The following is a 16,747-nucleotide window of genomic DNA, read 5'->3' as shown; positions in this document are numbered from 1 at the left end:
TTACAATTTGCCCTTACGGTTTTTAATGTTTCGTTCGTCATGGGGGTTTTACACGGGCAATAAGAATCAATACCATTGGCGCTCCTTTGCTTTCTCCGGGCTTGCCGGACACCCTCAAGGACATCGATCTATCGATCAAGGACGGTGAGTTCCTGATCCTCGTCGGGCCTTCGGGCTGCGGCAAGTCGACCCTGATGAACTGCATCGCCGGCCTGGAGACCATCACCGGCGGCGCGATCATGATCGATGACCAGGACGTCAGCGGCATGAGCCCGAAAGATCGCGACATCGCCATGGTGTTCCAGTCCTACGCGCTGTACCCGACCATGAGCGTGCGCGAGAACATCGCCTTCGGCTTGAAGATCCGCAAAATGCCCGCCGCCGATATCGAAGCGGAAGTGGCGCGCGTGTCCAAGCTGTTGCAGATCGAACATTTGCTGAACCGCAAACCCGGCCAACTCTCCGGTGGTCAGCAACAGCGTGTAGCCATGGGCCGTGCCCTGGCGCGTCGGCCGAAGATTTACCTGTTCGACGAACCGCTGTCCAACCTCGACGCCAAGCTGCGCGTCGAGATGCGCACCGAAATGAAACTGATGCACCAACGCCTGAAGACCACCACGGTCTACGTGACCCACGACCAGATCGAAGCCATGACGCTGGGCGACAAAGTGGCGGTGATGAAGGACGGGATCATCCAGCAGTTCGGCACGCCGAAAGACATCTACAACAACCCGGCCAACCTGTTTGTGGCGAGCTTCATCGGCTCGCCGCCGATGAACTTCATTCCTTTGCGTTTGCAGCGCAAGGACGGTCGTCTGCTCGCCTTGCTCGACAGCGGCCAGGCGCGTTGCGAGTTGCCGCTGGGCATGCAGGATGCCGGTCTCGAAGACCGTGAAGTGATTCTCGGCCTGCGCCCGGAACAGATCGTACTGGCAGGCAGCGAGCCCAATGGTTTGCCGACCATTCGCGCCGAAGTCCAGGTCACCGAGCCGACCGGTCCGGACACCCTGGTGTTCGTCAACCTGAACGAAACCAAAGTCTGCTGCCGACTGGCGCCAGACGTTGCACCGGCCGTGGGCGAGACCCTGACCCTGCAATTCGATCCATCGAAAGTGCTGTTGTTCGATGCCAAGACCGGGGAGCGACTGGGGGTGGCTGGTCAGCCAAAAACCGAGCGCCACAGCGCCAACGTGGCCCAGTTCAAAGGCCGCTGAAGATCAAAAATGTGGGAACGAGCCTTTGTGGCGAGGGGGCTTGCCCCCGTTGGGGTGCGAAGCGCCCCTGAAATCAGTCACCGCGACCTTATGAAGGGGTGATGGTTTTACGACTGCTTTGCAGCCGAACGGGGCAAGCCCCTCGCCACAACAGCCGCTCCCGCAAGGGGATATGTGCCAGGCGGCCTGTCGCCCGGTACAGCTGATGTAACCGCGTTAGATAAAAACAGTTAATAACAATAAAACGAGGATGTAGGGATGAAGAAGAACAACAACGCTCAGCTTATCTGCCAGTTGTCGGCCGTTGCGGCAATGATGCTGGCCGGTAGCGTGCACGCGGCTGACGCGTTCAGCTCCGATTCCGAGTGGATGACGGGCGATTGGGGTGGCGAGCGCACCAAGCTGATCGAGCAGGGTGTCGACATCAAGATGGACTACGTCGGTGAAGTGGGCGGCAACCTTCACGGCGGCTACAACAACGACAAGACGGCGCGTTACTCCGACCAGTTTGGCCTGGGTGCGGCGCTGGACCTGCAAAAACTGCTGGGCTGGGATAACACCCAGGCCAAGATCCAGCTCACCAACCGTAACGGCGAAAACATCTCCAACGACCGCGTCGGCGACCCGCGTGCCGGCACCTTGAGTTCCTCTCAAGAAGTCTACGGCCGTGGTCACATGGTCCGTCTGACCCAGTTGTGGATCAAACACCAGTTCCTCGACGGCAAACTGGACGTCAAGGCCGGTTACTTCGGCGAAGGCGAAGACTTCAACACCTTCCCTTGCGAGTTCCAGAACCTGGCGTTCTGCGGTTCCCAAGTGGGCAACTGGGCAACCAACATCTGGTACAACTGGCCCGTCAGCCAGGCCGCGATCCGCGTGAAGTACAACATCTCGCCTGAGTTCTATGCGCAGATCGGCGCGTACAACCAGAACCCGTCGCAACTGGAACACGGCAACGGCTTCAAGCTCAGTGGCAGCGGCACTGCCGGCACCGTCCTGCCAGTCGAACTGGTCTGGTTGCCTAACCCGAACAACCTGCCGGGCGAATACCGTGTCGGTTACTACAAAAGCACGGCGAGCGCCAATGACGTCCTCAAGGACGACAACGGCAACGACGCGGCAACGACCGGCAACCCGTATCGCACCCAAAGCAGCAAGCACGGCTACTGGTTCGTGGCACAACAACAACTTACCAGCCACAACGGTGACAAGTCTCGCGGCCTGAACGTTGCGGCCAACGCCACGTTCCACGACAAGGACACCAACTTCATCGACAACTACCAGTCGCTGATGTTTGTGTACAAAGGCCCGTTCGACGCGCGTCCGAAAGATGACGTCGGGATCGGTTTTGCCCGTATCCACGTCAACGATGACGTGAAGAAAAACGCTGAGCTGGTCAACGATTCCAATGGCGTCAACGACTACGACAATCCGCTGTACTCGCCACTGCGTACCACCGAGTACAACTACGAGATCAACTACGGCTTCCACGTCACCAACTGGCTGACCGTACGTCCTAACCTGCAATACATCACTCACCCGGGCGGTGTGGATGAAGTAGATAACGCGCTGGTGGCCGGCCTGAAAATTCAGTCCGTGTTCTAACGCTGTTGCTATAAGCTCCTCTCTATGTGCGCATATTTGCGGACAGCCCAGGCTGTCCGCTTTTTTTTGGGGATGGCGCACCCCCGGGTGACAGACGATTTTCGGAACCTCGGCACATGCATGAGCATCCGCTACAACGCTTCTTCAAATCCTTGCGCGAACGACCGCTGTTTGCGTGGGAGCGCTATCAGAAGCGCGACGTGCTGGTGATCGATCATCCGCTGTGTCAGGCGGTGTTCAGCCGGCAGGGCGCGCAATTGCTGCACTTCCAGCCGACGGGCCAGAAGCCTTGGCTCTGGTGCGCGGCGAAGTGGCCACATGTCGGGGCGATTCGCGGCGGCGTGCCGGTCTGTTGGCCGTGGTATGGCCGTCATCCCAGCGAAAACGCGTGGCCGTCTCACGGTTGGGCGCGGCTGATCGACTGGAAGCTCATCGACAGCAGCAGCGACGACGAGGGCGTGCGCCTGCATTGGCAACTGCAGTTGTGTGACTGGCAAGTGGACCTGCACGCGCACCTTGGCGAACGCATGGATTTGCGCCTGAGCACCGAGCATCAGGACAGCCTGCCGTGCCAATTGAGTCAGGCATTGCACGCTTACTGGCGTATTGGTGATGTCGGTGAGATAGCGCTGTCCGGGCTCGATGGCGCGCAGGGTTACGATCAGTTGAACCGCCAGAGCTGTCAGCAGGAAGGTGAGTTGCGGGTGGACGGCGGCTGTCAGCGGGTGTTTCAGCATGACGGCGAATTACAGCTCAAGGACCACGCCTGGCAACGCGAGTTGTGTATCGACACCGGTGACGATGCGGACACGGTGGTCTGGCATCCGGGCACGCGACCCCTGTTGGGGGTGAGCTGGAATGAGATTTCAGAGTTCGTGTGTGTGGAAGCGGCGAGCGGTGGCACCGATAGCATGAGCCTGGCGCCGGGGCAGAAGGCCCACTTGAGTTTGCAGGCGCGGGTTGGGGTTTAGTCCGGGATATTCAGTGGTTTCACCGGCCCCTTCGCGAGCAAGCCCGCTCCCACTGGGGGATCGCATTCCAAGTGTGGGAGCGGGCTTGCTCGCGAATAGGCCGGGCAGACAATAAAGATGCGGGGTTAATTAAACTCATCCCCCACCGGATACCGGCTCGCATTCAAGCTCTCTTTGATCTTGCGCAAATGCGGCTGGAAATCCACGCCACGGCGCAAGGTCATGCCGGTCGCCAGCACATCCAGCACAGTCAGTTGAATAATCCGCGAGGTCATCGGCATGTAGATGTCGGTGTCTTCCGGCAGCGGAATGTTCAGGCTCAGCGTACTGGCCTTGGCCAACGGCGAGCCTTCAGCGGTCAAGCCGAGCACCGAAGCACCGTTCTCCCGGGCGATGCGCGCCACTTCCACCAGTTCGCGGGTGCGGCCAGTGTAGGAAATGATCACGAACAACTCGCCGGTGTGCGCCACCGAGGCAATCATGCGCTGCATCAACACGTCGGCATGGGCGGTGACGGCCAGGTTGAAGCGGAAGAACTTGTGCTGTGCATCAAGCGCCACCGGGGCCGAAGCGCCGAGGCCGAAGAAGTGGATCTGCCGCGCCTGGATCAACAGGTCGACAGCGCGGCTGATCAGGTTCGGGTCCAGCGCCTGCAACGCACTGTCCAGCGAAGCGATGGCGCTGCCGAAAATCTTCTTGGTGTACGCCTCGGGATTGTCATCGGCCTCGACCGCACGGCTGACATACGCCGCGCCGCTGGCCAGGCTCTGCGCCAGTTGCAGCTTGAGTTCCGGGTAGCCGCTGACGCCGAACGAACGGCAGAAACGGTTGACCGTCGGCTCGCTGACCTTGGAGGCCTGGGCGAGGGCGGCGATGCTGAATCGGGTGGCCTGCTGTGGGTTGAGCAGGATCACTTCGGCAACTTTGCGTTCCGCCTTGTTCAGGTCTTCAAGGCGATTCTGGATTTGTTCCAGTAAATTTCGCACGCGGTCCATATATGTTCCTTGGGTCAGCTGCGCAAATTAGAGTTCGGCTATGCCAAAAGGGCCTTTGATGCGGCCCCAAACGGTGGCCTATCCTACTGATGGCTCCGACCGACCACCACTCGGAATCTGTATTTTGCGAAAATGTTGTGGTTATTACTACATTTTCTCTTGAGCGATGCCTTGAAAAAAGGTATTTGTAGCTTAACTTGATAAAAGAACAAACATCATGCCTTCGATTACGGTTGAACCGTGCACCTTTGCCTTGTTCGGCGCCCTCGGCGATCTGGCCCTGCGCAAGCTGTTTCCTGCCCTCTATCAACTCGATGGCGCAGGCCTGTTGCACGAGGACACGCGGATCATCGCGCTGGCCCGTGAACCCGGCAGCGAGCAAGAACACCTGGCATTCATCACCTCCGAGCTGCGCCGTTATGTCGGTGCCAAAGAGCTGGACGAAGCCGTCCTCGAACGTTTCCTGGCCCGCCTGACCTACCTGCACGTCGATTTCCTCAAGGCTGACGATTACGTCGCCCTGGCCGAACTGGCCGGCACCGCGCAACGGGTGATCGCCTATTTCGCCACGCCGGCTGCCGTTTACGGGGCAATCTGCGAGAACCTGGCGAAAGTCGGCCTGGCCGAAAACACCCGCGTAGTGCTGGAAAAACCCATCGGTTCCGACCTCGAATCCTCGCGCAAGGTCAACGACGCGGTGGCGCAGTTCTTCCCGGAGAACCGGACCTACCGCATCGACCACTACCTGGGCAAAGAGACCGTTCAAAACCTCATCGCCCTACGTTTCGCCAACAGCCTGTTCGAAACCCAGTGGAACCAGAATTACATCTCCCACGTGGAAATCACCGTGGCCGAGAAGGTCGGCATCGAAGGCCGCTGGGGTTACTTCGACAAGGCCGGCCAGCTGCGGGACATGATCCAGAATCACCTGCTGCAACTGCTCTGCCTGATCGCCATGGACCCGCCGGCCGACCTGTCCGCCGACAGCATCCGCGACGAGAAAGTCAAAGTGCTCAAGGCACTGGCGCCGATCAGCCCTGAGGGCCTGACCACACAGGTGGTGCGCGGCCAGTACATCGCCGGTTACAGCGAAGGCAAATCCGTGCCGGGCTACCTCGAAGAGCCGAACTCGAATACGCAGAGCGACACCGAAACCTTCGTCGCCCTGCGAGCCGACATCCGCAACTGGCGCTGGGCCGGCGTGCCGTTTTACCTGCGTACCGGCAAGCGCATGCCGCAAAAGTTGTCGCAGATCGTCATCCACTTCAAGGAACCGTCGCACTACATCTTCGCCCCCGAGCAGCGCCTGCAAATCAGCAACAAGCTGATCATTCGCCTGCAACCGGACGAAGGTATTTCCTTGCGTGTGATGACCAAGGAACAAGGCCTGGACAAGGGCATGCAGCTGCGCAGCGGTCCGTTGCAGCTGAATTTTTCCGACACCTATCGCAGCGCGCGGATTCCCGATGCCTACGAGCGGTTGTTGCTGGAAGTAATGCGCGGCAATCAGAACCTGTTTGTCCGTAAAGATGAAATCGAAGCCGCGTGGAAGTGGTGTGACCAGTTGATCGCCGGGTGGAAAAAATCCGGTGACGCGCCCAAGCCGTACGCGGCCGGGTCCTGGGGACCGATGAGCTCCATTGCTCTGATCACGCGGGATGGGAGGTCTTGGTATGGCGATATCTGATTTGCAACTGCCGCAGGGCGTCAGCGCTCATGCGTTCAAAAACCCGGTGCTGCTGGCGGAAGGCCTGGCCCTGGATGTTGCCAAACAACTGGGCGAGGCCATTGTGGCCTCGGGCACCGCGACGCTGGTGGTGTCCGGCGGTCGCAGCCCGGTGGCGTTTTTCCAGCACCTGGCCAAACAGCCACTGGACTGGTCGAAGGTCGTGATCACCCTGGCTGACGAGCGTTGGGTGCCGGTTGAACACGCCGACAGCAATGCCGGTCTGCTCAAGCGTTACCTGTTGCAAGGTCCGGCGGCCAAGGCAAAGTTTCTGAGCCTTTACAGCGCCACTGCCAACCTGGAACTGGCGGCGGAGCAGGCTGACCGCTTGCTGGCGGAACTGCCCGCCATCGACGTGCTGGTGCTGGGCATGGGCGACGACGGTCACACCGCGTCGCTGTTCCCGAACAGCCCGAACCTGAGCGACGCCTTGAACATCGACGGCACCCGCCGTTGCTACCCGATGCTGGCGCCGACCGTGCCGCATCAGCGCCTGACCATGAGTCGTGCGCTGCTGGCTTCGGCCAAAACCACTGTTTTATCGATTTCCGGTCAGTCCAAGCTGACTACTTTGAGTGCCGCATTGGCCGGTGACGATGTCGCCGCCATGCCGATTCGCGCGTTTCTGCAACCTACGTTAGAGATTTACTGGTGCCCATGAGCCAAGGATCAGCCGCTATGAAAAATCCATCCCCGACCGTTTCCATGGCGGACAAAGTTGCCCTGATCGACAGCCTCTGCGCCAAGGCGCGGATTCTGCCGGTGATCACCATCGCCCGCGAACAGGACGTGCTGCCACTGGCCGACGCCCTGGCCGCCGGTGGTCTGACCGCCCTGGAAGTGACCCTGCGTTCGCAGTTCGGCCTCAAGGCCATTCAGATCCTGCGCGAGCAGCGTCCGGAACTGATGACCGGTGCCGGCACGGTGCTCGATCGCAACATGCTCGCCGCCGCCGAAGCGGCCGGTTCGCAATTCATCGTCACGCCAGGCATTACCCGTGACCTGCTCGAAGCCAGCGTCGACAGCCCGATTCCGCTGTTGCCCGGCATCAGCAATGCTTCCGGGATCATGGAAGGCTATGGCCTGGGTTATCGCCGCTTCAAGCTGTTCCCGGCGGAAGTCAGCGGCGGCGTTGCGGCCATCAAAGCCCTCGGCGGCCCGTTCGGTGAGGTCAAATTCTGCCCGACTGGCGGTGTCAGCCCGGCCAATATCAAAAGCTACATGGCGTTGAAAAACGTGATGTGCGTGGGCGGTAGCTGGATGCTTGACCCTGAGTGGATCAAGAACGGCGACTGGGCCCGCATTCAGGAATGCACCGCCGAGGCTTTGGCGCTGCTGGACTGATCGCTTCAACCAACACTTCGTTGTGTGTTCTACGGCTTTTCGGTGCGCTTGGTCGGTGCACCGTTTTTTTTGCCCGAAAAAAACCTGTGGGAGCGGCATGCGATACATAGATACCGCATCGCGCCGCTCGACCCGCGTTAACCTGCGTTCATCTTATGGAAGAGAGAACGTCATGGACGACAACACCTCGGTTGCACCTTCATCACCGGTTTACCTGCTGTCACCCGAGCAGATTGCCGGCCCGTTTTTCAGAAACCCCAAGTTGATTCGACGCAACATCAGCGAAAGCGCCGATGGCATTCCCTTGGTGCTACGCCTGGCCATCGTCGATGCCATGACCGGTCAGCCGGTCACGGGCGCCCTGGTCGATATCTGGCATTGCAACGCGCGCGGTGTGTACTCGGGCTGGAGCAAGCTTGATCCGGACAAGGACGTCGATGCCGCTGACATCGGGTCGATCCCGCGCACGGATGACGACACTTACCTGCGTGGCGGGCAATTCACCGATAAAAAAGGCATCGTGCGGTTTACCACGGTCTACCCAGGGTTCTATGCCGGTCGTGCCTTGCACATACATGTCGCGGTGCGCATTACCTCGGGCAACAACTTTCTGGAAGAGCGCCACGTTGCCTGGGTCGGTCAGCTGTACTTTCCCGAAGTTGCTTCGCGCTCGGTGCTGAATACCCGCGAGTACGGCGGTCGCTCCATTGCGTCGCTGCCCAACCACGAAGACTTTTATTTTCGGCATCAGGGCGGCGACGCCTCGACATTGACCGTTCATACCCTCGGTCGAGACTCGAATGAGGATGGCTTCTTCGGGCACACGACCATCGGCATCGACACGTTCGCCGCGTCGACGCACATCAAGCCCGAGGACTTCGGCCAGTACACGGTTTGACGTCAGCGCAGTTCGGTCAGCGCCCGGGCCAGCAAGTCCATGTCGGCGGCGGTGGTGGTCAGCCCCGGCGTGATGCGAATGCACGGCCCGCTCGCCGCGCCGCTGCGGACCACGGTGAACAGGTTGTAGTCGTCGAGCAGCCGCTCGGCCATTGCCTGTTGATCGGCGTGGCGGGTAAAGCGCATCGAGGTAATGCCGCAATACAGGCGCGGGTCATCCGGGGTCATGACTTCGATGCCCGGTAACTCCCGAGCCGCGCGGACCCACAGGTTGCGCAAGTAACTGAGCCGCGCGCCTTTGGCCTTGGAACCGCCCATCGCGTGATGCTCCTCGAACACCAGCGGCAGGGTCAGCAACGCCGGGATGTTCGGTGTGCTGTACGACGTGCGCGCGCGAATGTCGGTCACCGGGAAATGCATCTCGCCCATGTCCGGGTCGATGTCAGCCAAACGCTCGGGGGCGATGTACATGAAGCCCAGGGTCAGGGGGGCTCCGATCCATTTGTGCAGGTTATAGCCGGCAAAGGAGATGCCGAGTTCTTCAAGATTGAAGTCGAGTTGACCCAAGGCGTGGGCGCCGTCGAGGATCACGTCGACTCCGTGTTCCTTGGCCGCTGCCGCGATAGCCTGCACGGGCATGACCAGGCCGGTGCGATGGGTGACGTGTGTCAGGGCCATCAGTTTGAGCTTCGGATAGCGCACGAACGCATCGCGGTAGGTGGCCAGCAAACTGTCGAAACTGGCCGGGTGCGGGTGATCAATCTCGATCACTTGCGCGCCGCGCTGCTTGGCTAGCCAGCGCATCGCGCCTTTGACCGTGTCGTATTCCAGATCACAGATCAGCACCTGATCGCCCGGTTGCAGGCGATTGTAATTGCGGATCAACGATTGCAAGCCGTCCGACGCGTTGCGGGTGAAGGCGACCGTTTCGGCGGCGGCGCCGATCAGTTCAGCGAGTTGCGCGCGGATTTCGACGCTTTCGACCTGCTCGAAACGCTGGCGTACATACACCGAGTTACTGCGATTGATGAATTCGATATTGCGCTGGTAGTCCTCGACCACCGTGCGTGACATGCGCCCGAAGTAACCGTTTTCCAGGTTGATCGGACCGGGCTGGACGGCGTACCGGTCGGCGAAGGTTTTCCAGAAATGTTCATCGCGGGTGCGCAGGGTGTTATCAGGCACGGGCTACTCGGTTTCAGTGACGCGGGGCGGGTTTGCCATGTTTGGCGCGCAGCGGTTCCAGCAGGTCCGACAGGCCGTTGTGATCGATCTCCTGCATCAGCGCCAGCAAGCCGCCCAGTTCGCCATGGGGGAAACCTTCCCGGGCGAACCAGTTCAGGTACTGGCCAGGCAAGTCGGCAATGATTCGGCCTTTGTATTTGCCGAAGGGCATTTCACGGGTGATCAACAGTTCGAGCTTTTCAGGGTTCATCTATCGGTCGTCTGGTTCGGTAAGTCTGGAAAATACAGGCATTCTGCATGCAGGCCAATTGACAGATCATGCAAAAAAAGCGGATACAGATTTTGACGATAAAGTTAAGTGGTTGAAAAATAACAATTAATTATTCAATTCAAAGCTGGCATGCACGGTGCAATAGCTATTGCATCTTTCATCAACCCCGCAAGGAATTGAAAAATGACCGACATGAATAAAGAAGCGATCTCTGTACTCAACGACCTGATTGAAACCAGCAAGGACGGTCAGGAAGGGTTCAAGACTTGCGCTGAAGACATCAAGCATCCGGAACTGAAAACCCTGTTCATCACGCGCTCTGCCGACTGCGCGGCTGCCGCTGCGGCATTGCAGAGTGCGGTGCGTCAATTGGGCGGTGACCCTGAAACGTCGACCAGTGTCAGCGGTGACCTGCACCGTCGCTGGGTTGACGTGAAAGCCATGTTCACCGGCAAGGATGAAGAGGCTGTGTTGAACGAAGCCGAACGGGGTGAAGACCACGCGTTGAAGGCTTATAAAGCAGCCCTCGAGAAAATCGACAAGCACAACCTGGTGGGCATTCGTGATCTGGTTGAGAGTCAGTACCACGGCGTGCAACGCAACCACGATCAGGTCAAAGCCCTGCGTAACCAGGCTCGCGCACGCTCGTAAGCGTTCGTAGCCGGTAAAAAAAACGCCAGTCGATCTGGCGTTTTTTATGCGCGCCGTTTGGCGCGGCTGATCACTGTGGTGAGGGAACTTGCTTGCGCTTAGTCACGTAGCAGTCGTGAAGCCCCCGCCCAATCTTTGTGCCTGAGATGACTGGGTTGCCGATTTGGGACGCTTTGCGTCCAACGGGGGCAAGCCCCCTCACCACGCAAGCCCCCTCACCACGCAAGCCCCTCACCACAGGGGCAAGCCCCCTCACCACAGGGGAGCGGTGCGTCAGCCGATGCTGATCGCCGGCAAGGTTGGCAGCGTTACGGTCTGCTGTTTGCGCGGTGCCAGAATTTCCGCTTCGCCATCCACCACCAACTCGTCACGCTGGTTGAACACGCGAGTGGCGATGCGCACGCGAAACTTCGGCAGTTTTTCGAGGATTTCCAGGCGCACGGTCAGGGTGTCACCGATCTTCACCGGTTTCTGGAAGCTCATCTGCTGGCCGATATAAATGGTTCCGGGCCCAGGCAGCTCGCACGCCACTGCCGCACTGATCAGCGCACCGCTGAACATGCCGTGGGCGATGCGTTCCTTGAACATGGTGCCGGCGGCGAACTCGGCGTCCAGGTGCACCGGGTTGTGGTCACCGGACATGGCGGCGAACAGTTGAATGTCGCGCTCTTCGACGGTCTTGCTGTAGCTGGCGGTCTGGCCGACTTCGAGGGCTTCGTAAGGGGTGTTGGTAACCTGGGTCATCTGTCTCGATTCCTGTGACGAATTAAAAAATCCACAAAAAACTATTCGGTTCGGGCGGGCCGACGGTGGCTCAGCGCCTGGTCGATCCAGCTCAGCACATCGCGGATCACTTCATCGCGGTTGCTTTCGTTGAACAGTTCGTGCCGCGCCTGCGGGTAGATCGTCAGTTGCAGGCTCTGGCTTCCGGCTTCGCGTAACGCGTCGGCCAGATCGTTCAGACGTTTGCCTTCGCTCACCGGATCACATTCGCCGCCAATCACCAGCAGGGGCAGGCCCGGATCGATCTGCGCGAGATTGGACGCTTTGCTGATTTGCTGCAAGCCGCCGAGCAAATCGATCCACAGCTGATTGGTGCAGCGAAAACCGCAGAGCGGGTCGTTGGCGTAGAGATCGACTTCGGCCGGGTCGCGACTGAGCCAGTCGAACCGCGTGCGCGCCGGTTTGAATTTCTTGTTGAAGGAGCCGAACGACAGCCATTCGATCAGGGCGCTGCGCCCCTTCGGCCCCTGTCGCAGTCGTTCCAGCCGAGCGATCTGCCGCGCCGCGCGATAAAGCGCCACGGGCTGGAAGTTGGAGCCGCTGAGCACCGCGCCGTGCAGGCTGGCGCTGTGATGCAACAGATACGCCTGGGCGATATAGCTGCCCATGCTGTGACCGAGCAAGACGATTGGCACGCCGGGATGTTGCTGGCCGATATGTTGGTTGAGGCTGGCCAGATCACCGACGACTTTGCCCCAGCCATCGTTGTCGGCGAAATGCCCGAGGGTGCCGTTTTCGGCCGTTTTGCCGTGTCCACGCAGGTCCGGTGCGTAAACGCCGTAACCCTGTTCACAAAATGTTTGCGCCAGTCGGGCGTAGCGACCGCTGTGTTCAGCCATGCCATGGGCCAGCAGAATTACGGCTTTCAAAGGCGAGGCGGGCAGCCACTGGTTGACGAAGAGGCGGCTGCGATCACTCGCGGTCAGCCAGAAGGTGTCGTGGATCATGGCGATTCCTTTGCATTGGGCTGCATGTGGCATGGGCGTGGGTTGCATTGTATAGCGCATCCCGCGCGCGCCGTCTGATCAGGTCGCGCCACGGCAGGAAGATTCACACGGTCAATGACGCTGCTGGCCGTATTTGCCTGATTCGCCATAACTGCTAGTGTCCGTGAAGCCCCGCTCTTCGCTTTTGTTTTAAGGAAGGACAGAACAGCGGCCCCGGATAGGTTCAGGTAAAGAGGACAAGAACAATGCAACCTGATTTCTGGAATGACAAACGCCCGGCCGGCGTGCCCCTGGACATCGATCTTGGGGCCTTTAAGTCGGTGATCGAGGTGTTCGAACGTTCCTGCAAGAAATTTGCTGACCGCCCGGCATTCAGCAACATGGGCGTAACCCTGACCTACGCCGAACTGGAACGTCAGAGCCTGGCGTTCGCCGGTTACCTGCAAACCCACACCGACCTGGTGCCGGGGGATCGCATCGCGGTGCAGATGCCCAACGTCCTGCAATACCCGATTGCCGTGTTCGGTGCGCTGCGCGCCGGGCTGATTGTGGTCAACACCAACCCGCTGTACACCGCGCGGGAGATGCGCCACCAGTTCAAGGATTCCGGGGTCCGGGCGCTGGTGTACCTGAACATGTTCGGGCAGAAGGTTCAGGAAGTGCTGCCTGACACCGATATTCAATACCTGATCGAAGCGAAAATGGGTGACTTGATGCCCGCCGCCAAAGGCTGGCTGGTCAACACCCTGGTCAGCAAGGTCAAGAAAATGGTCCCGGACTACGCCTTGCCGCAGGCCATTTCCTTCAAGAGCGCGCTGCGCATGGGCCGGGGCCTGGGCGTCAAGCCGCTGAAAGTCAGCCTCGACGACATCGCCGTGTTGCAATACACCGGCGGCACCACCGGCCTGGCCAAGGGCGCGATGCTGACCCACGGCAACCTGGTGGCAAACATGCAGCAGGCGCGGGCGTGTCTCGCGCAGTTCGGCGATGACGGTCAGCCACTGTTGCGCGAAGGGCAGGAGGTGATGATCGCGCCACTGCCGCTGTATCACATCTATGCGTTCACGGCGAATTGCATGTGCATGATGGTGACCGGCAACCACAACGTGCTGATCACCAATCCGCGCGACATCAAGGGCTTCATCAAGGAGCTGAAAAACTGGCGGTTCTCGGCGTTGCTGGGGCTCAACACGTTGTTTGTCGCGCTGATGGACCACCCGGACTTCAAGACCCTGGATTTCTCCAGCCTCAAACTGACCAACTCCGGCGGCACCGCGCTGGTCAAGGCCACCGCCGAGCGTTGGGAGCAACTCACCGGTTGCCGTATCACCGAGGGTTACGGTCTGACCGAAACCTCACCGGTGGCCTGTACCAACCCGTATGGCCAACAATCGCGGATCGGTACGGTCGGCTTGCCGGTGCCCGGCACCACGTTGAAAGTCATCAATGACGACGGTGTCGAGCAACCGCTGGGCGAGCGGGGCGAGTTGTGCATCAAGGGCCCGCAGGTCATGAAGGGCTACTGGCAGAAACCTGAAGCCACCGCCGAAGTGCTCGACGACGAGGGCTGGTTCAAGTCGGGCGACGTTGCGGTGATCGACCCGGACGGTTTTGTGCGCATCGTCGACCGCAAGAAAGACATGATCATCGTCTCCGGTTTCAACGTGTACCCCAACGAGATCGAAGACGTGGTGATGGCCCACCCGAAAGTCGCCAACTGCGCGGTGATCGGCGTGCCGGACGAGCGCTCGGGCGAGGCGGTGAAATTGTTTGTGGTGGCGCGCGAATCGGGGGTCAGCCTTGAAGAACTGAAGGCCTACTGCAAGGAAAACTTCACGGCGTACAAAGTGCCGAAACACATCGTGTTGCGTGAGTCGTTGCCGATGACGCCGGTGGGCAAGATCTTGCGGCGGGAGTTGCGCGATATCGCGTAATCGTTGAATGGCCGCGCGTCGCGCGGATCGCGGGCAAGTCACGCTCCCACAGGTTTCGCGTCTTTCACTCGTTTGTGAACGATGCTGACCTGAAGGAGCGAGGCTTGCCCGCGACGCTTTTAACGGGCTGAAAGCCCCGGTTTTACAAGGGTTTCACTGCGGTATAGGATTTTTGCTCTAAAATGACCGCTGCAAAGTCTTGAGTCACTAATGTGACCGTAGAGGCCGTTTTTGGCTCTGGTCGACCCTTGGCAAAGCTGCTACTCTCGGCGCGCTTTGTGACTTCTCGGCCTGTATAAAAGCCAGACTCACCACAAAAAACACACACCAATAATAATCGCATCAAATGCGGTGATGAATTCGCGTTGCTGAGGAGTGGGCTTCCATGATCGAAGACTTTTGGAAGGATAAGTACCCTGCCGGGATTGCTGCCGACATCAATCCAGACGAGTACCCGAATATTCAGGCAGTGTTGAAGCAATCCTGCCAACGCTTCGCCGACAAACCGGCATTCAGCAACCTGGGCAAGACGCTCACCTACGGTGAACTGTACGAATTGTCCGGTGCCTTTGCCGCGTACCTGCAACAGCATACCGACTTGCAACCGGGCGATCGAATCGCCGTGCAACTGCCCAACGTGTTGCAGTACCCGGTCGCCGTCTTCGGTGCCATTCGCGCCGGTCTGATCGTGGTCAACACCAACCCGCTGTACACCGCGCGGGAAATGGAACACCAATTCAACGATTCCGGTGCCAAAGCCCTGGTCTGCCTGGCCAACATGGCGCATCTGGCCGAGACCGTGGTGCCTAAAACCGGCGTCAAACACGTGATCGTCACCGAAGTGGCCGACCTGCTGCCACCGCTCAAACGGCTGCTGATCAACAGCGTCATCAAATACGTGAAGAAGATGGTCCCGGCGTATCACTTGCCAAAAGCCGTCAAGTTCAACGACGTATTGAGCAAGGGTCACGGCCAGCCAGTGGCGGAAGCCAGCCCGGCCAGCGGCGACGTTGCCGTTCTGCAATACACCGGCGGCACCACCGGCGTGGCCAAGGGCGCGATGCTGACCCACCGCAACCTCGTCGCCAACATGTTGCAGTGCAAGGCGTTGATGGGCTCCAACCTCAACGAAGGTTGCGAAATCCTGATCACGCCGCTGCCGCTGTACCACATCTATGCCTTCACCTTTCATTGCATGGCGATGATGCTGATCGGCAACCACAACATCCTGATCAGCAACCCGCGCGACTTGCCGGCGATGGTCAAGGAACTGTCGAAGTGGAAGTTCAGCGGTTTCGTCGGCCTCAACACCTTGTTTGTGGCGCTGTGCAATAACGAAGGCTTCCGCAAGCTGGATTTCTCGGCGCTCAAAGTCACCCTGTCCGGCGGCATGGCCCTGCAACTGGCGGCGGCCGAGCGCTGGAAAGCGGTCACCGGTTGCGCCATCTGCGAAGGTTACGGCATGACCGAAACCAGCCCGGTAGCGACGGTGAACCCGATTCAGAACATTCAGATCGGCACCATCGGCATTCCCGTGCCCTCGACCCTGTGCAAAATCATCGACGATGCCGGCGTTGAACAGCCGCTGGGCGAAATCGGCGAGCTGTGTGTGAAAGGTCCGCAGGTAATGAAGGGCTACTGGCAGCGTCAGGAAGCCACCGACGAAATGCTCGACAGCGAAGGCTGGTTGAAGACCGGTGACATCGCGCTGATCCAGCCGGATGGCTACATGCGCATTGTCGATCGCAAGAAAGACATGATTCTGGTGTCCGGCTTCAACGTGTATCCCAACGAACTGGAAGACGTGCTCGCGACGCTGCCCGGTGTGCTGCAATGTGCGGCCATCGGTGTGCCGGACGAGAAGTCGGGCGAGGCGATCAAGATCTTCATCGTCGCCAAACCGGGCGTGAACCTGACCAAAGAGCAAGTGATGGAGCACATGCGTGCGAACGTCACGGGTTACAAGGTGCCGCGTGCGGTCGAGTTCCGCGACGCGCTGCCGACCACCAACGTCGGCAAGATCCTGCGTCGCGAATTGCGCGACGAAGAACTGAAGAAAATCGCGGCAAAAAAAGTCAGCGCGTAACAAACAAAAAGCCCCGCAGATGCGGGGCTTTTTTTGGCCTGGCAGATTTTGATTGCCTGTCAGGTGCCCTTCGCGAGCAAGCCCGCTCCCACTGTTGAGCGCATTCTTGCGGGCAGGATGCGGTCAATTTGTGGGAGC

General features: G+C 59.5%; 15 protein-coding genes. 10 read left to right on the top strand and 5 right to left on the bottom strand.

Features of this window, described 5'->3' with window-relative positions; translation table 11 throughout:
- Positions 1 to 86 precede the first annotated feature (86 nt).
- From ACQKP4_RS10360 to ACQKP4_RS10350, 3 genes are all read left to right on the top strand, one after another.
- The gene (locus ACQKP4_RS10360) at positions 87 to 1,214 is read left to right on the top strand and encodes an ABC transporter ATP-binding protein (protein ID WP_427632789.1); all 1,128 of its coding nucleotides are present in this window, start codon (positions 87 to 89) and stop codon (positions 1,212 to 1,214) included.
- A 258-nt stretch (positions 1,215 to 1,472) separates the two neighbouring features.
- Positions 1,473 to 2,819, top strand: coding sequence for a carbohydrate porin (locus ACQKP4_RS10355; protein ID WP_427632787.1), 1,347 nt, complete (start codon positions 1,473 to 1,475; stop codon positions 2,817 to 2,819).
- Between the two features lie 116 nt (positions 2,820 to 2,935).
- Positions 2,936 to 3,790, top strand: a complete 855-nt coding sequence (locus tag ACQKP4_RS10350) for a D-hexose-6-phosphate mutarotase (RefSeq protein ID WP_427632785.1) — start codon at positions 2,936 to 2,938, stop codon at positions 3,788 to 3,790.
- Between the two features lie 125 nt (positions 3,791 to 3,915).
- On the opposite strand, the gene ACQKP4_RS10345 is transcribed toward ACQKP4_RS10350, so the two are convergent.
- Positions 3,916 to 4,776 (bottom strand): MurR/RpiR family transcriptional regulator, encoded by an 861-nt coding sequence (locus tag ACQKP4_RS10345; protein ID WP_175649041.1) that lies wholly within the window; start codon positions 4,774 to 4,776, stop codon positions 3,916 to 3,918.
- A gap of 226 nt (positions 4,777 to 5,002) precedes the next feature.
- On the opposite strand from ACQKP4_RS10345, the gene zwf reads away from it, so the two are divergent.
- From zwf to ACQKP4_RS10325, 4 genes are all read left to right on the top strand, one after another.
- Positions 5,003 to 6,472: a glucose-6-phosphate dehydrogenase gene (zwf, locus tag ACQKP4_RS10340; RefSeq protein WP_427632783.1), complete on the top strand. Its 1,470-nt coding sequence runs from the start codon at positions 5,003 to 5,005 to the stop codon at positions 6,470 to 6,472.
- A complete protein-coding gene (gene pgl / locus ACQKP4_RS10335) occupies positions 6,459 to 7,172 on the top strand; it encodes a 6-phosphogluconolactonase (protein ID WP_427632781.1) in 714 nt (237 codons plus the stop codon). The genes zwf and pgl overlap by 14 nt, the downstream gene beginning before the upstream one ends.
- Before the next feature lie 17 nt (positions 7,173 to 7,189).
- Positions 7,190 to 7,855, top strand: coding sequence for a bifunctional 4-hydroxy-2-oxoglutarate aldolase/2-dehydro-3-deoxy-phosphogluconate aldolase (locus ACQKP4_RS10330; RefSeq protein ID WP_427632779.1), 666 nt, complete (start codon positions 7,190 to 7,192; stop codon positions 7,853 to 7,855).
- A gap of 172 nt (positions 7,856 to 8,027) precedes the next feature.
- Positions 8,028 to 8,753, top strand: a complete 726-nt coding sequence (locus ACQKP4_RS10325) for an intradiol ring-cleavage dioxygenase (protein ID WP_427632777.1) — start codon at positions 8,028 to 8,030, stop codon at positions 8,751 to 8,753.
- 2 nt (positions 8,754 to 8,755) lie between these two features.
- Here ACQKP4_RS10325 and ACQKP4_RS10320 read toward each other — a convergent pair whose 3' ends face one another.
- Both ACQKP4_RS10320 and ACQKP4_RS10315 read right to left on the bottom strand, forming a co-directional pair.
- A complete protein-coding gene (locus tag ACQKP4_RS10320; protein WP_427632775.1) occupies positions 8,756 to 9,937 on the bottom strand; it encodes an aminotransferase class V-fold PLP-dependent enzyme in 1,182 nt (393 codons plus the stop codon).
- 13 nt (positions 9,938 to 9,950) lie between these two features.
- Positions 9,951 to 10,187 (bottom strand): DUF3820 family protein, encoded by a 237-nt coding sequence (locus ACQKP4_RS10315; protein ID WP_010457368.1) that lies wholly within the window; start codon positions 10,185 to 10,187, stop codon positions 9,951 to 9,953.
- Between the two features lie 204 nt (positions 10,188 to 10,391).
- Between ACQKP4_RS10315 and ACQKP4_RS10310 the strand changes: the two genes are divergently transcribed.
- On the top strand, positions 10,392 to 10,859 hold the full coding sequence (locus ACQKP4_RS10310) for a PA2169 family four-helix-bundle protein (RefSeq protein ID WP_427632773.1): 468 nt from the start codon (positions 10,392 to 10,394) through the stop codon (positions 10,857 to 10,859).
- A gap of 273 nt (positions 10,860 to 11,132) precedes the next feature.
- On the opposite strand, the gene ACQKP4_RS10305 is transcribed toward ACQKP4_RS10310, so the two are convergent.
- Positions 11,133 to 11,603: a MaoC family dehydratase gene (locus ACQKP4_RS10305; protein ID WP_008151121.1), complete on the bottom strand. Its 471-nt coding sequence runs from the start codon at positions 11,601 to 11,603 to the stop codon at positions 11,133 to 11,135.
- A 41-nt stretch (positions 11,604 to 11,644) separates the two neighbouring features.
- Entirely contained in the window at positions 11,645 to 12,589 is a 945-nt protein-coding gene (locus ACQKP4_RS10300; protein ID WP_427632771.1) for a lysophospholipase, read from the bottom strand.
- Positions 12,590 to 12,834: 245 nt separating this feature from the next.
- Here ACQKP4_RS10300 and fadD2 point away from each other — a divergent pair, with 245 nt between their 5' ends.
- Together fadD2 and fadD1 are read left to right on the top strand one after the other, a co-directional pair.
- The gene (gene fadD2 / locus ACQKP4_RS10295) at positions 12,835 to 14,523 is read left to right on the top strand and encodes a long-chain-fatty-acid--CoA ligase FadD2 (RefSeq protein ID WP_427632769.1); all 1,689 of its coding nucleotides are present in this window, start codon (positions 12,835 to 12,837) and stop codon (positions 14,521 to 14,523) included.
- A 385-nt stretch (positions 14,524 to 14,908) separates the two neighbouring features.
- Complete coding sequence (gene fadD1 / locus ACQKP4_RS10290) at positions 14,909 to 16,609, top strand: long-chain-fatty-acid--CoA ligase FadD1 (RefSeq protein WP_427632767.1); 1,701 nt, start codon at positions 14,909 to 14,911, stop codon at positions 16,607 to 16,609.
- Positions 16,610 to 16,747: the final 138 nt, after the last annotated feature.

This window comes from Pseudomonas sp. NPDC086278 (assembly GCF_050280905.1).
GTDB lineage: Bacteria > Pseudomonadota > Gammaproteobacteria > Pseudomonadales > Pseudomonadaceae > Aquipseudomonas.
Note: the sequence above shows the minus strand (reverse complement) of the source record. Positions and strands in the feature narration are given on the sequence as shown.

What these genes read in the sequence shown, in the direction of transcription:
- ACQKP4_RS10355 (WP_427632787.1), top strand. Translation starts at nt 1,473, where the DNA reads ATGAAGAAGAACAACAACGCTCAGCTTATCTGCCAGTTGTCGGCCGTT.
- ACQKP4_RS10350 (WP_427632785.1), top strand. Translation starts at nt 2,936, where the DNA reads ATGCATGAGCATCCGCTACAACGCTTCTTCAAATCCTTGCGCGAACGA.
- zwf (WP_427632783.1), top strand. Translation starts at nt 5,003, where the DNA reads ATGCCTTCGATTACGGTTGAACCGTGCACCTTTGCCTTGTTCGGCGCC.
- pgl (WP_427632781.1), top strand. Translation starts at nt 6,459, where the DNA reads ATGGCGATATCTGATTTGCAACTGCCGCAGGGCGTCAGCGCTCATGCG.
- ACQKP4_RS10330 (WP_427632779.1), top strand. Translation starts at nt 7,190, where the DNA reads ATGAAAAATCCATCCCCGACCGTTTCCATGGCGGACAAAGTTGCCCTG.
- ACQKP4_RS10325 (WP_427632777.1), top strand. Translation starts at nt 8,028, where the DNA reads ATGGACGACAACACCTCGGTTGCACCTTCATCACCGGTTTACCTGCTG.
- ACQKP4_RS10315 (WP_010457368.1), bottom strand. Translation starts at nt 10,187, where the DNA reads ATGAACCCTGAAAAGCTCGAACTGTTGATCACCCGTGAAATGCCCTTC.
- ACQKP4_RS10310 (WP_427632773.1), top strand. Translation starts at nt 10,392, where the DNA reads ATGACCGACATGAATAAAGAAGCGATCTCTGTACTCAACGACCTGATT.
- ACQKP4_RS10305 (WP_008151121.1), bottom strand. Translation starts at nt 11,603, where the DNA reads ATGACCCAGGTTACCAACACCCCTTACGAAGCCCTCGAAGTCGGCCAG.
- ACQKP4_RS10300 (WP_427632771.1), bottom strand. Translation starts at nt 12,589, where the DNA reads ATGATCCACGACACCTTCTGGCTGACCGCGAGTGATCGCAGCCGCCTC.
- fadD2 (WP_427632769.1), top strand. Translation starts at nt 12,835, where the DNA reads ATGCAACCTGATTTCTGGAATGACAAACGCCCGGCCGGCGTGCCCCTG.
- fadD1 (WP_427632767.1), top strand. Translation starts at nt 14,909, where the DNA reads ATGATCGAAGACTTTTGGAAGGATAAGTACCCTGCCGGGATTGCTGCC.